Raw genomic sequence first — 12,607 nt, 5'->3', positions numbered from 1 at the left:
GTCTTCAACCCTCGATGTGCAGGGGGCCAAACGCACTTTCCCACATGTCACGTTTTTCACGCGCGCCGTGCAAGTCGAGTTCGGTGGCGTTCGTCACCTGAAGTGTCCAGTTCTTGCCATGTTTCCCGAGGGCCGTGATGCCCGCGCCCTGCGTGTGCGAGCGGTCGAGCCCATCAGCGACCCGCAGAATGGCGGCGAGCCGCACCACCAGACGCTGATGCTCAGGGCTGATGGCCGTGAATTCCAGATGGCTGGATTTGGGCGGGCTTTTGCGGTGGTAGCGCACCAGCAGCGCTACCACGTCCACCTGCCAGGGTTCGTATCCGCGCAGGCCCGCAAAGCGCGTCAGGTAATGACCGTGCTTGTGGTGGCTGCTTTGCGCGACGATCAAGCCGATTTCGTGCAGCAGCGCTCCGGCGGTGAGCAGGCTGCGTGCCTCGGCTGGGAAGGCTTCTCCGGCTCCTTCCAGCCGGGAGAACAGGTCGCGTGCCAGCGTCATCACCTGCCGGTCGTGCGCCAGGTCGATCCGGAAGCGCTCTGCCACTTCCAGCACGCTGCGTTGTCGGGCACTCAGGCCCGCTTCCCACTCGGCTTCCTGGGCGAGGTACTCGACCAGCATTCCTTCGCGCAGCGCTCCCTCGGACACCGTGACGCGCGACGCGCCCAGCGCGCTCAGGGTGGCGTGCAATACCACCAGCCCGGCCACGATGATGTCCGTGCGCGTCTTGTCGAGTCCCGGGAACTTTGCGCGCTTGGCGCTGCTCAGCTTGCGCAAATCGTCGAGCAGGGCGCCCAGTTCCTCCAGCCGGAAGCTGTACCCGTTCACCGGGCCGCCCAGTGCGCCCGCACCGTGTCCTGCGCGGGCACTTAACATACCGGCCACCGCCTCGAAGGTTCCGCTCGAACCGATGACGCGTGTGTCTTCCCTGAGGGCGAAGGTCTTGAGGTGTGGCAACAGCGCGCCGCGCACGGTGGCGTCGAGTTCCCGGATGGCGCGCGCGCCGGGTGGGTCGGCCTGCAGGTGCGCGAGACGCATCCGCACCGAGCCCAGCGGCAGGCTCACGACCGTGTGCGCCTCCCGCTCGTCGCCGCGCGCGATCTCCAGGCTGCCGCCGCCCAGATCGAGCAGCAGGTTGTCGCCGGAGAACTCGACACTGTGAGCCGCGCCCAGGTACGTCAGCGCGCCTTCCCGCTCGCCGCTGATGATCTGCGGGTACACGCCGGTCGAGGTGCGCAGACGCTCGGCAATCTCGCCTCCGTTGAGGGCTTCGCGCATGGCCGAGGTGGCGTACACGCGCAGATCGGCACACCCCGCGCTCTGCGCCAGCTGCTTGAAGCGCCGCAGTGCCTCTTCCAGGCGGACGTAACCCTGCTCGGTGACGCGTCCCTGCGAGAGGTACTCACCCAGCCGGGTTCGTTCTTTCAGGGCGTCGAGAATGCGGTATCCGCTTCCACGGGACTCGGCGATCAGGAGATGGCAGGAGTTGGTGCCCACATCGGCGACGGCGACGCGCATGCCGCCCATGCTAACAGGGAGTTGTGCACGTCATCTGGCAGGCCGGTCTTGCAAAGAGGCGCCCGCCCCACCGGCAAGTCGGCGTGGACGGGCGATTACACTGGGGCATGTTGCGCGCGCTCATCTTTGATTTCGACGGCACCCTGCTCGATACTGAGACGCTGGAATTCCGCCGCTGGCAGGCTTTTTACACCGAGCGAGGACGGGAACTCGAACTCAGTGCGTGGCAACAGGGTGTGGGGACCTGGGGCGCTTTTGACCCGTGGGCCGCGCTGGAAGTGGCTGAACACGAGCGCGCGCCCCTGTACGAACCCCTGCGTGCTGCGATTCTGGCGGACATCGAAGCTTCGGACTTGCGGCCCGGCGTGCGCACCCTGCTGCTGCAGGCACAGGACGCTGGGTTGCGCCTGGCAATCGCGTCCTCCAGCGACCGAAGCTGGATCAGCCGCTGGCTGGCGCAACACGGTCTGGGCGACACGTTCGAGGTCCTCGCCACCCGCGACGACGTTGCCCAGGTCAAACCCGATCCTGAACTGTACCTGCTGGCCCTGCACCGGCTGGGCTTGCGTTCCGAGGAAGTGCTGGCCATCGAGGACTCATTTCATGGGGCCACGGCCGCGCACCGTGCCGGGCTGAAGGTCGTGGTGGTTCCGAACGATGTGACGCGCGGTCAGCCTTTTCTGGAAAGCTGGCCCCCGCTGGACGGCTTCGAGGACGGGCTGTCCGGGCTCCTGCAGGCCGCCGGGGTGAGCGCGGCCTCGCCGGGGTGAGCCAATCCGCTTCAGCTTCAGCGTTTCTTGAACGGATTCCAGAAGGCGGGCTTGTTTTCCCTGTCGGGCTTTTCCGGTGAGGAAAGGGTGCTGGCCGCGCCGACCCCCCGGGTTGTTGGACCGTGACGGCCAACGACCACCGGGTTGGCAGCGGCGGTGACCGGAGTGAAGGGTCCGGTCTCGGGGGCGCGTCCCAAAGCACCTTCCAGGGCCCGCAGCAGGGTTGGCGCGTCGGGCCGCTCCTGCGGCGACTTGGCAAAGGCGCGTTCGAGCAGCAGGGCCAACGGGCGCGGAACCTCGGGAGCCTGGTTGACCAGCGGTCGTGGATAGCTGGCCAGGTGAGCGGCCATCAGTTGCTCATATGTCGAGCCGCGAAAGGGACGCTCGTGGGTCAGCATCTCGTACGCCAGGATTCCCAGGCTGTATACGTCACTGGCCGGGGAGCTGCCCTCGGCGCGGTAGATTTCCGGGGCCATGTAAAAGGGGCTGCCTGCCGTCTTGCCACCCTGAGTGGTGAAGTAGGCCGAGCCGAAGTCACCCAGCGCCGCGCGTCCGGAGTCCAGATAGACGTTCTGGCTCTTGACGTCCTGATGCACCACGCCCTGGGCGTGCAGGTACGTCAGGGCGCCCGCGAGGTCAGCCAGAATGCCCAGCGACTCGGATGTGGTGAGCTTTCCCATTTCCAGCCAGCGGCTGAGGGTGCCCTCGGGAAAGTAGCGCATGGCGAGGTGGGTGCCCGGACCGAACGCCACGCCGGTATGACCGATCACCAGACGCTCGTGGCGCAGCTGCAGGCTGAGGCGTACCTCGTTGGCAAAGCGCTCGGCACTTTCGGGATCGGCGAGTGTCTCGGGAAACGGCAGCTTCAGCGCGACCCGGCGTCCCTGTTCGTCCACGGCCAGATGAACCCAGGCGCTGTTGCCACGCCCGAGCAGGCGCAGAAGGGAGAAGCCAGTGATGGGCGCGGCGCTGGTCACGGTGATCCTTTCAGGAGATGCTCATGGCATCTTCATCCACTTAACAGTCTAACGCAATGCCAGGCCAGGACATGAAAAAATGCCCGCGCGAGCGGGCATTGCAGGTTGATGTCCTACAGCTCGAAGGACTCGCCCGGTTGCAGCACATGCGGTTCCACGCCACGCTCACGCGCGCCCTGCGCGAAGACTTCCGGGTCGCCAAAGAGCGGCGGAAAGGTTGCGTAGTGCATCGGCACCGCGTGACGGGGTTGCAGCAGATCCAGGCAGCGCGCCGCTTCCTCGGGGCCCATGGTGTAGCTGTCACCGACCGGCAGCATGGCCAGATCCAGGCCCCGTTCACCGATCAGACGCATATCGCCGAACAGGCAGGTATCACCCGCGTGATAGAGGCGTTTGCCCTCGGCTTCGATGACCAGACCCGTCGGCATACCACCGTAGGTGCCGTCTGGAAAAGAACTCGAATGCCACGCCGGTGTCAGGTACACACTGCCCCACGGCAGGCGCACGGTGCCGCCGATGTTGGCCGGAGCCACCCGCTCGGCACCGTTTTTTTGCGCGTAATTCCCTATTTCAGCAGTGCCGACCACCAGGGCGCCCGCTCGGGCGAAGTCCAGCGTGTTGCCCCAGTGGTCGCCGTGCGCGTGCGTCACGAGTACGGCGCCGACCGAACGCCCCAGCAGTTCTTCCAGCGAGACCGGGCAGCGCGGGTTGCCCTGAATGAACGGGTCGATGAGGACGGTGTGTTCGCCAATCTCCAGCAGAAACGCCGACTGTCCGTAATAGGTGATACGCATTGTGGCCTCCCGAATGGATCGCCGGATGAAATTTCGCCTGGTATAGGTTTCGTCCGGCGTAGAATTTCCGTTCCAGTGTAAACGTCGATGCTGAGGAGCGTGCGGTGGAGCGACCCGCTTCACGTAGCATGAAGCAACATGGAAACCCTCGCGCCGTGGCTGCCCTGGATTCTCGGCATTCTGATTGCCTTTGTCGTGCTGCGTTTCGTGGTGGGCATCGTGCTGCGGCTGCTCACCTTCGCCGTACTGATCCTGGTGGCCTACTGGGCGTGGCGGGCCCTGAACGGCGCGTAACGGGCGGACATGGACCGCCCGCTTCGCGCCGTTCAGGGCGTAGGCAGCGCTGTGCGCAGTTCGCCCACGCTCAGTTCGGCGCTCTGGACTGCCTGGCCGGGAGCCGCGACGCGGAGCGAAGTCAGGTCGAGCGGCAGGGCGACGGTGCGGGTCTCGCCGGGCTTCAGCGTCACGCGCGTAAAGCCGACCAGAAGCCGCTCTCCGCCTGCCGTCCCTCCGGAGGCGGGCCGCGCGAAAGCCAGCACCGTGTGCCCACCGGCGACCTGGCCGGAATTGGTGACCCTGACCTGCGCAGTCTGCCGGGCACCGGCGCCCTGGACGCTCAGCCCGGCGTACTGAAAGCGGGTGTAGCTCAGGCCGGTGCCGAACGGGTACAGCGCCTGAGCATTCTGGCCCGGTGTGGCGCCCTCGATCATGGGCAGCGCAGAGACACTCTTGGGCCAGGTAAAGGGCAGGCGGCCGGACGGGCTGGTGTTGCCGTACAGCACGTCTGCCACGGCCCGTCCACCCTCACTGCCGGGCAGGTAGGCCATCACCAGGGCGCGCAGCCCACGTTGCACGTCGTCGGGCAACAGCAGCGGACGGCCCGCGAGCAGCACGGCCACCACCGGGCGGCCGCTGCCGAGGGCCCGGCGCAGCAGGGCGACGTCTTCCTGCGGCAGTGTGAGGCCAGGGTTGTCGGCTTCGCCCTCGGCGCCGGGCGCTTCGCCCACCACTGCCACGATCGCGTCGGTGTTCGCGGGCAGCGCGGCGGACAGATCCTCGCTGTAGGTCAGCCGGGTGCCTTTGGGCAGCACCTGCTTCATGCCGTCCAGCACGGTCACGGCGGGGATGTCCTCATTTTCGGGCAGGCCCTGCCAGCCGATCGACCAGCCGCCCAGCTGCGAGCGTGGGTCGACGGCGCGTCGGCCCACCACCACGACGCTGCGGCGTCCTTTCAGCGGAAGCAGCTCGGAATCGTTCTTGAGCAGCGTCATGGACTGACGCGCCGCACGCAGGGCGAGGTCCTGGCCTGCCGTCACCGCGCTCCCGGCCGCGGCCGGATCGACGTAAGGCTGCTCGAACAGTCCCAGCTCGAACTTGAGGGCGAGCACACGCCGCACCGCCTCGTCCACCCGCGCGAGTGGCAAGCTGCCGTTTTCCACCAGCGTCTTCACCGCCGAGGTGAACGCTGGAGCGTCATTGGGAACCATGGACATGTCGATTCCGGCGCCGAGGGCCTGCCTGACGGCGTCCTGGTAGGTGGACGCGGTCTTGTGAACGGTCTGCAGGCGCGCGATGTCCTCCCAGTCGGACACGGCGAGTCCGGGAAACTTCAGTTCTTCCCGCAGCAGCTCGGTCAGCAGGCCGCGTGAGCTGTGGGCAGGTTCACCGTTCAAGGCGCCGCTGTTGATCATGACGGTGGCCGCTCCGGCCTTCATGCCTGCCTGAAAGGGAGGCAGGTGCACGCGCTGCAATGACTCGCGTGAAATCTGGGCGGGCTGACGGTCACGTCCATTTTGCGGCACCGAATACCCGATGAAGTGTTTGAGGGTGGCGGCAACCGTGGCAGGCCCCAGCTTTTCGCCTTGCAGGCCCTGCACGCTGGCCACGACCAGTTGAGCGGTGAGGGTCGGGTCCTCACCGAAGGTTTCGTAGAAGCGTCCCCAGCGGGGATCACGGCCGACATCGGCGACCGGCGCGAAGTTCCAGGAGATGCCCGTGGCGCGCAGCGCCCGGGCGGTGAGGGCGTTGATGTCACGCGTGAGGTTCACGTCGAAGGTGGCGGCCAGCCCGATGTTGTGCGGAAAGAGCGGCGCGCCCTTGACGTTGTTGTGACCGTGCACGGCGTCCACCCCGTAGATCAGCGGGATTTTCAGGCGTGAGTGCGTGAGGGTGTAGCGTTGCAGGTCGTTGGTCATTCTGGCCCACGCTTCGGGCGTGTTCGGTACGGGCGCGCTTCCACCGCCGCTGAGCAGCGAGCCGACCTGATGCTCACCCAAAACCACGTCGAGCCAGCGCTCACTGAGCGGCCCGCGGTCCCACTCGTTTTGTCCCATCAGCCGCGTCACGTTGATCTGGGTGAGTTGCCCGATTTTCTCGGTCAGGGTCATGCGGGCCAGCAGGTCGGCGACGCGCGCTTCAACCGGTTGGGCTCGGTCCTGGTAGGGGAGGGGAGGTGCGGCGGCCGGAGAAGTGGTGGACTGGGCAGAGGTGGACTGGGCGGCCAGGGTCACGGTCAGGCTGGCGAGCAGAACGGGAATGCGCATGAGTCTCCTTCAAGGGGTCGCGGGCGACAACGCGCCCGCGACCTGAACTGATGACTGAATGTCCTTGCCGGTCCTTACTGCGCCACGGCCACGGGTTGCAGCAGGTCGCGGTACCAGCGTGCGCTGTCCTTCCAGACGCGGCGCTGGCTGTCGTAATCCACGTAGATCAGGCCGAAGCGCCGGCTGTAGCCCCAGGCCCATTCGAAGTTGTCCATCAGGCTCCAGGCGAAGTAGCCGCCCATGTTGACGCCCTGCTTGACAGCCTGCGCGACGGCGCCCAGGTGCGCCTTGAAGTACTCGACGCGCTCGGTGTCGTGTACGCCTTCGCCTTGCAGTTCGTCGGGGTAAGCCGCGCCGTTCTCGGTGATGAACATTGGGGGCAGGGTGTAATCCTCGTTCAGGCGCACCAGCAGGTCGGTCAGTCCCTGCGGATAGACTTCCCAGCCCATGTGGGTGTAGCTCGACTCGTCCGGTTTCACGTTGCCGCTCGCGCCGTTGACGCTGCGGCTGTAGTAGTTCACGCCCAGGAAATCGATGGGTTGTGCGATGCGCACCAGGTCGCCGTCCTGTACCTGTGGCACGTCGGCGCCGTAGGCATCCCAGATGTCTTGCGGGTACTCGGCGCGGAAGATTGGGTCCATGAACCAGCGGTTAAAGGTACCGTCGGCAAAACGGGCGGCGGCGACGTCCTCGGGCGCCTGCGAGGCCGGATAGGCAGGCTGCAGGTTCAGCACGATGCCGAGATCAGAGGCGGGCACCACCGAGCGCATGGCCGCAACGGCTTCGCCGTGTCCCAGCAGCAGGTGGTGTGCAGCTGCCAGCGCCAGTTTGCGGTCGCGCAGACCTGGAGCGTGCTCGCCGATCTGGTAGCTCAGGATGCTGCTGCACCACGGTTCGTTGAGGGTGGCGTAACTTGCCACGCGCTCTCCCAGGCGCTCGGCGACCACACGCGCGTACTCGGCGAAGCGGTAGGCGGTTTCTCGGTTCACCCAGCCGCCGTCGTCTTGCAGGGTCTGCGGCAGATCCCAGTGGTAGAGCGTCAGGTAGGGCTTCAGACCACGCTCCAGCATGCCGTCGACCAGACGCTCGTAGAAGTCCAGGCCCTTGGGATTGATCGCTCCCTTGCCGTCCGGCTGCACACGCGGCCAGGCGACCGAGAAGCGGTAGGCGTCCACGCCCATCGCCTTGATGAGGTCGAGGTCGCTTTCCCAGAGGTGGTAGTGATCGCAGGCCACGTCACCACTGGTGCCGTCGCTGACACGGCCCTGCTCGCGGCAGAAGGTGTCCCAGATGCTGTCGCCGCGTCCATCCTCGCGGGTCGCTCCTTCGATCTGATACGAGGAGGTGGCGACACCGAAAATGAAGTTGGCGGGGAAGTCTTGCTTGCTGATGGTCATGAGGTCCTCGAATGCAAATTGAACAGGATGGAAAGCAAAGGGAGCGAAGTGAAACGATTCAGGGAGTGCTCTGGCGTTTGTAGGCCAGGCGGGTCATGGAGCGCGCCGGCAAAGAAAGGGTGCTTTCCAGCGGATGTCTGATCAGGTCTGATTCGTCTTCGACAATCTGCTCGGTGAAGGTCTTGGCGCCGATCAGCTGATAGCCGGGCAGCTCCACCGCGAGCGCTTGCCCGGCCGTGTCGGTGTTGGTCACGAAAACCTGCAGCAGCTTGCCGTCACGGGCGGCATGTGTCCAGAGGTTGTCCCGGCTGGCGCGAATGGGCAGCCACTCACCTTTGAAGTGCTGCAGCTGCCTGAAGGCGTACAGGCTGGGACGCGCAAAGCCGGCGAGGTCGAGCAGTCCGTGCCCGCCGGTGGCGAGCAGCGCGAAGTAGCTGGTGACGTCCACGCCCGCTTTCGCCAGGCGCAGGGTTACCTCGGCTGCCCACAGCGCGCCGACCTGATCGGCGAGGTGGCGCGCGTTGTTCGAACGCCACGACAGGCCGTACTCGGTGACGCCCAGCTTGACTTCGCGGGTGTGACCCAGCGGATTGGCCTGTGAATCTTTCAGGAGGGCGCGAAAACGCTCGGCGTTGTTCGTGACGGCACTGGCCGTCGCAAGCGCTTCCTGGTCGCTCTTGCTGCCGTCGGTGGGATATTCGTGCCAGGTCAGCAAATCGACCACGTCACCGCAGGCTTTGACGAAGCCCTTCAGGAAAACCTCCCGGCGCGGGGTTTCGCCGGGGCGCGCTTCTGCCCCGGACACGCCTGGGCCGGCAAATCGGGCGTTCGGGTCGACTTTCAGAATGGCTTCGCGCTGAGCGCGAAAGACGCTGCAGTACCGTTCAGGCGTCCAGCTGGGGTCACCACGGTTGGTGGCGTACAGGTCGGGCTCATTGCCGATTTCCCAGTAGGCGACCTTCAGCCCCAACGCCCTGGCGTCGCGGGCAGCGGCGGCGGCGTCCTCCGGGCGGTTGCGCGCTCCCTCACGGGTGGAGAACACCCGAGTCTGCAACAGCACCGTCGGCTGCGGACTGAACAGCGCCAGCTGGGCTTTGAAAGCCCGCAGCGCGTCCTCGGTCAGGTCGTTGTCGTCACCGAAATTGCCGGCCGGAAAGCGCAGCGAGGTCGGCGCGACCGAAGCCACTTCCCTGCGCACTTCGACGACCGGCATCCAGTTGCCGAAGTTGAAGCCGCCCACGGCCAGTGGCCTGATTGCAGTCCCCTGAGCTTCCTGCAGGGTCAGCGTCGCCGGATTTTGCAGCGCGAGGCTGCTGCCAGCATGGAGCACACCGGGTGTTAAAAACGCGCTGAGCACGGCAATCTTGGCAATACGGAATCTGAGCACGCCATCAGCCTTTGAGCGAACCCGAGGTGAGGCCCTCGATCAGTTGCCTGGAGGCGAACGCGAAGATGATCAGCAGCGGCACGACCGTCATGACCACACCCACCATGAGGGCGCCCCAGTCGGTGTTGGCCACGGCCTGCAGGCTGCGCAGCAGTAGGGGGGCGGTAAAGGTTTCGGTGGAGCGGAAGATGATCAGCGGACCGACGAAGCTGTTCCACGAACCGATGAAGGTCACGAGGCCCAAAGTGCCCAGGGCCGGACCGCACAGCGGCAGGATGATACGACGGTAAATGCCGAACTCGGTGGCGCCGTCGATGCGCCCGGCTTCCAGCAGCTCGCGTGGAATGGCGCTGCCAATGTACTGACGCATCAGGAAAATCCCGAAGGCGCTCGCCATGCCGGGAATCCACAAGGCGCGCGGTGTGTCGATCCAGCCGAGCGCCTGCATGATCAGCGCGAACGGCACGATGTTGAGCGCGGTGGGAATGAGCAGCGTGGCGACCACGATGCCGAACAGAAACTCCCGGCCCTTGAAGTCGTACATCGCAAACGCAAAACCGGCCAGCGAGCAGAAGAAGAGGGTGGTTCCGGTGGACATCACCGCGAGGTACAAACTGTTCCACAAGGCGCCCCAGAAGGGAACGCGTTCGAGCAGGTTGTTGTAGTTGGTCTCGAGGTTGCTGCCGAACCACAACGGCGGTGAGGCCGAGAAGATGGCAGAGCGGTCGTGCGTGGCGAACACGAACATGAAGTAGAAAGGAGCGAGGGTCAGCAGGGCTCCCAGTGCCAGCAGGAAGTACGCTCCGGCGCGCGAAAGGGGCCGGGATGAGCCGCGCGCGCGCGCAGTGCGCGTCTTGGGTGCGGTAAGGGCCATTCAGTCTCTCCCTGCCAGGCCGCTGCGGCCGAAAATGCGGTTGTTGATGAGCGTCAGGACCAGAATCACCACGAACAGCAGCCAGGCCATGGCGGCGGCCAGTCCGGCCTCGTTGTACTGCTGGTAGGTGCGCAGCATGTACATCACGGCCGTGGTGCCCATCTGGCCAGGGCCACCCGAGCCGTTGGTGAGGATAAAAGGCTCTTCGAAAAGTTGCAGGTTGCCGATCAAGGTGAGGGTGACGGCGAGGAAGATGGTGGGACGCAGGAGCGGCAGGGTGATATGCCAGAACTGTCTCAATTTGGTAGCGCCATCAACGGCAGCGGCTTCGTACAGGTCCTTGGGGATGGCCTGCAGACCGGCCAGGTACAGCACCACGTTCCAGCCCGTGAAACGCCACACGACGACCATGGCGATGGCCGGCTGAATGAACGCCCGTTCGCCGAGCCAGTTGATCTTCTCGGCCGGAAAAAGTCCGCCGATCAGGGGAAGGGTGTGCAGGGAGCTCAGCGCAGCGTTGACGGCGCCGTACTGCCAGCTGAACAGCGTGAAAAACGTCACCGAGATCGCCACGACCGAGGTGATGTACGGCAGAAAGTACACCGCGGTGAGGGGTCCCTTGATACGGCTCAGGCCGGTGTTGATGGCAAACGCCAGCGGAATGGCGATCAGGTGCTGTGGTATCCCCGACATCAGCGCCATCGACAAGGTGTGTTTGAGCGAACTCCAGAACGCCGGGTCAGTGAGGTTATCCGTGTAATTCTCAAGCCCGACGTATTCCATAGTGCCCAGCCCGGCCGAAGGCTGCCAGTACTGGAACGACAGGTAGAACATGAACACAATCGGGAACAGCCCGAAAATCAGAAACAGAATGAAAAATGGGCTGATGAAGATGTATGGCGCGTATTTTCGCTGAAAGTTGTTCCAGCGTGCGGCCGTGGACAGACGTTCACGAGGACGGGGCGCGTGAGCTTGCACGAGAACTCCTGAAACGCCCGAGGGGATTTCCCCTCGGGCGCAGTCGCTAAGGGTTAGCGGCGAGCGCGGCGCTCGATGAGGGTCTTGGCTTCGTTGAGGGCGCTGGCGCAGTCCTTGCTGCCGTCGAGCACCGAGCCCAGGGCAGTCAGCACGATCTCGTCGGCGACGGGATCGAGCTTGTTGACTTCCAGGGCCTTGATGTTGTTGGCCGCGGTGCGCCACAGGGTGCGGGCTTTCTGGTTGGCGAGGTACGGCACGCCTTCATTGAAGAGGGGAGCAGTGTTGGCGGCCTTGAGTGCTGGGAAGGCGCCGGTGGTCTTGAACGCCAGGATCTGCTGGTCCTTGTTGGTGGTGAGGTACTTGATGAACTCCCAGGCCATCTGCTTGTTCTTGCTCTGGGTGGGAATGGCGTAGAAGGAGCCGCCCCACGAGGCGAAGGTGTTGCCGGGCAGCTGCTGGACGTTCCATTTGCCGGCGAAGTCCTTGGCCAGCCAGTTCTGCATGTGGCCGGTCAGCCAGGCGCCGCTGAATTCGGTGGCGAGGTTGCCTTTCTGGAAGGCGGTGGTCCACTCGGGGCTGAAGGCACCCCCGGCGCGGGCGTCGAGCTTCGCGTCACGTACGCGCTTGGCATTGACGCACGCGTTCATGAAGCGGGGATTGTCGGAACCGACGAGCACCTTGCCGTCGGCGGCGAAGAAGAGGCCCTGACCGGCAGGAATGTTGGTGCGCATCATGATCTGCGCGACTTCGGTGGCGTCGGGAATCAGGAAGCTGCCGGGGTTGGCGGCGACGACCTTCTTGCCGTTTTCGATGTAGGCGTCCCAGCTCTTGTTCAGGTCAGTGGGCTTCACGCCGGCTTTCTGGAGCATGTCGGTGCGGAAGTACATGGTGCCGGGGCCGATGTCGGTGGGAATGGCCACGAGCTTGCCTTCGTGGGTGGCCTGCGGAAAGGTGAAAGCCTGAAACTGGCTCTTGAGGCTGTTGCCGTTGTAGGGAGCCTTGGCGAGGTCTTCGAGACCGCCGCCTTCCGCGAAGCGGGCCACGTAGCCGAAGTCGACTGCCACGACATCCTGCGCGCCACTGCCGGTCGCAAGAGCGGTCGTCAGCGCGGTGTGGTGGTCGGCGTACTGCAGCGCGGTGATCTTGATGTCAACGTTGGGGAACTTTTTCTGAAAACCGGGAATGGCGGCTTTCACCACGCTGTCAAGATCGGGGAAGGCGCCCACCGTGATGGTGGTGCGCTGCGCGAACGCGCTGGAGGCGAGGGCGAGGGTGGTCAGAACGAGGATTCCTTTTTTCATGGCTTTCTCCTTGGGAGACAGAAGTGGTTTGAAGTTGACAACGCTTTCAAAAAACAGGGCTCAGAGCGAA

At 64.9% G+C, this 12,607-nt stretch carries 11 protein-coding genes; 2 read left to right on the top strand and 9 right to left on the bottom strand.

Annotated features, from left to right (window positions below; genetic code table 11):
* Positions 1-4: 4 nt before the first annotated feature.
* Positions 5-1,516 (bottom strand): Ppx/GppA phosphatase family protein, encoded by a 1,512-nt coding sequence (locus DEIPE_RS05285; RefSeq protein WP_041231195.1) that lies wholly within the window; start codon positions 1,514-1,516, stop codon positions 5-7.
* A 107-nt stretch (positions 1,517-1,623) separates the two neighbouring features.
* Here DEIPE_RS05285 and DEIPE_RS05280 point away from each other — a divergent pair, with 107 nt between their 5' ends.
* Positions 1,624-2,286: an HAD family hydrolase gene (locus DEIPE_RS05280; protein WP_015234952.1), complete on the top strand. Its 663-nt coding sequence runs from the start codon at positions 1,624-1,626 to the stop codon at positions 2,284-2,286.
* Between the two features lie 17 nt (positions 2,287-2,303).
* Here DEIPE_RS05280 and DEIPE_RS05275 read toward each other — a convergent pair whose 3' ends face one another.
* Together DEIPE_RS05275 and DEIPE_RS05270 are read right to left on the bottom strand one after the other, a co-directional pair.
* Positions 2,304-3,263 carry a serine/threonine-protein kinase gene (locus DEIPE_RS05275; RefSeq protein WP_015234951.1) on the bottom strand — a complete coding sequence of 320 codons (960 nt, stop codon included), beginning with the start codon at positions 3,261-3,263 and terminating at the stop codon, positions 2,304-2,306.
* 113 nt (positions 3,264-3,376) lie between these two features.
* Complete coding sequence (locus tag DEIPE_RS05270; RefSeq protein ID WP_015234950.1) at positions 3,377-4,057, bottom strand: metal-dependent hydrolase; 681 nt, start codon at positions 4,055-4,057, stop codon at positions 3,377-3,379.
* 138 nt (positions 4,058-4,195) lie between these two features.
* Between DEIPE_RS05270 and DEIPE_RS23780 the strand changes: the two genes are divergently transcribed.
* Positions 4,196-4,351, top strand: coding sequence for a hypothetical protein (locus tag DEIPE_RS23780; RefSeq protein ID WP_015234949.1), 156 nt, complete (start codon positions 4,196-4,198; stop codon positions 4,349-4,351).
* A gap of 32 nt (positions 4,352-4,383) precedes the next feature.
* On the opposite strand, the gene DEIPE_RS05265 is transcribed toward DEIPE_RS23780, so the two are convergent.
* The 6 genes from DEIPE_RS05265 to DEIPE_RS05240 all read right to left on the bottom strand — a co-directional run bounded on the left by DEIPE_RS05265 (position 4,384) and on the right by DEIPE_RS05240 (position 12,537).
* Positions 4,384-6,600 (bottom strand): glycoside hydrolase family 3 N-terminal domain-containing protein, encoded by a 2,217-nt coding sequence (locus tag DEIPE_RS05265; protein WP_015234948.1) that lies wholly within the window; start codon positions 6,598-6,600, stop codon positions 4,384-4,386.
* 74 nt (positions 6,601-6,674) lie between these two features.
* Positions 6,675-7,997: a GH1 family beta-glucosidase gene (locus DEIPE_RS05260; protein WP_015234947.1), complete on the bottom strand. Its 1,323-nt coding sequence runs from the start codon at positions 7,995-7,997 to the stop codon at positions 6,675-6,677.
* A gap of 58 nt (positions 7,998-8,055) precedes the next feature.
* Positions 8,056-9,384, bottom strand: coding sequence for a GH39 family glycosyl hydrolase (locus tag DEIPE_RS05255; RefSeq protein WP_015234946.1), 1,329 nt, complete (start codon positions 9,382-9,384; stop codon positions 8,056-8,058).
* 4 nt (positions 9,385-9,388) lie between these two features.
* Positions 9,389-10,258 (bottom strand): carbohydrate ABC transporter permease, encoded by an 870-nt coding sequence (locus DEIPE_RS05250; protein ID WP_015234945.1) that lies wholly within the window; start codon positions 10,256-10,258, stop codon positions 9,389-9,391.
* On the bottom strand, positions 10,259-11,236 hold the full coding sequence (locus DEIPE_RS05245) for a carbohydrate ABC transporter permease (RefSeq protein ID WP_015234944.1): 978 nt from the start codon (positions 11,234-11,236) through the stop codon (positions 10,259-10,261). It lies immediately after the preceding gene.
* A gap of 53 nt (positions 11,237-11,289) precedes the next feature.
* Positions 11,290-12,537, bottom strand: coding sequence for an ABC transporter substrate-binding protein (locus DEIPE_RS05240; RefSeq protein ID WP_015234943.1), 1,248 nt, complete (start codon positions 12,535-12,537; stop codon positions 11,290-11,292).
* Positions 12,538-12,607 lie beyond the last annotated feature (70 nt).

Origin of the sequence: Deinococcus peraridilitoris DSM 19664, assembly GCF_000317835.1 — a bacterium.
Classification (GTDB): Bacteria; Deinococcota; Deinococci; order Deinococcales; family Deinococcaceae; genus Deinococcus_A; species Deinococcus_A peraridilitoris.
The sequence above is the reverse complement of the archived record's forward strand: the minus strand, read 5'-3'. Positions and strand labels throughout refer to the sequence as shown.

Excerpts from the sequence above, each read along its gene's own strand:
- DEIPE_RS05250 (WP_015234945.1), bottom strand. The coding sequence starts at position 10,258 with ATGGCCCTTACCGCACCCAAGACGCGCACTGCGCGCGCGCGCGGCTCA.
- DEIPE_RS05260 (WP_015234947.1), bottom strand. The coding sequence starts at position 7,997 with ATGACCATCAGCAAGCAAGACTTCCCCGCCAACTTCATTTTCGGTGTC.
- DEIPE_RS05270 (WP_015234950.1), bottom strand. The coding sequence starts at position 4,057 with ATGCGTATCACCTATTACGGACAGTCGGCGTTTCTGCTGGAGATTGGC.
- DEIPE_RS05265 (WP_015234948.1), bottom strand. The coding sequence starts at position 6,600 with ATGCGCATTCCCGTTCTGCTCGCCAGCCTGACCGTGACCCTGGCCGCC.
- DEIPE_RS05280 (WP_015234952.1), top strand. The coding sequence starts at position 1,624 with ATGTTGCGCGCGCTCATCTTTGATTTCGACGGCACCCTGCTCGATACT.
- DEIPE_RS05285 (WP_041231195.1), bottom strand. The coding sequence starts at position 1,516 with ATGCGCGTCGCCGTCGCCGATGTGGGCACCAACTCCTGCCATCTCCTG.
- DEIPE_RS23780 (WP_015234949.1), top strand. The coding sequence starts at position 4,196 with ATGGAAACCCTCGCGCCGTGGCTGCCCTGGATTCTCGGCATTCTGATT.
- DEIPE_RS05240 (WP_015234943.1), bottom strand. The coding sequence starts at position 12,537 with ATGAAAAAAGGAATCCTCGTTCTGACCACCCTCGCCCTCGCCTCCAGC.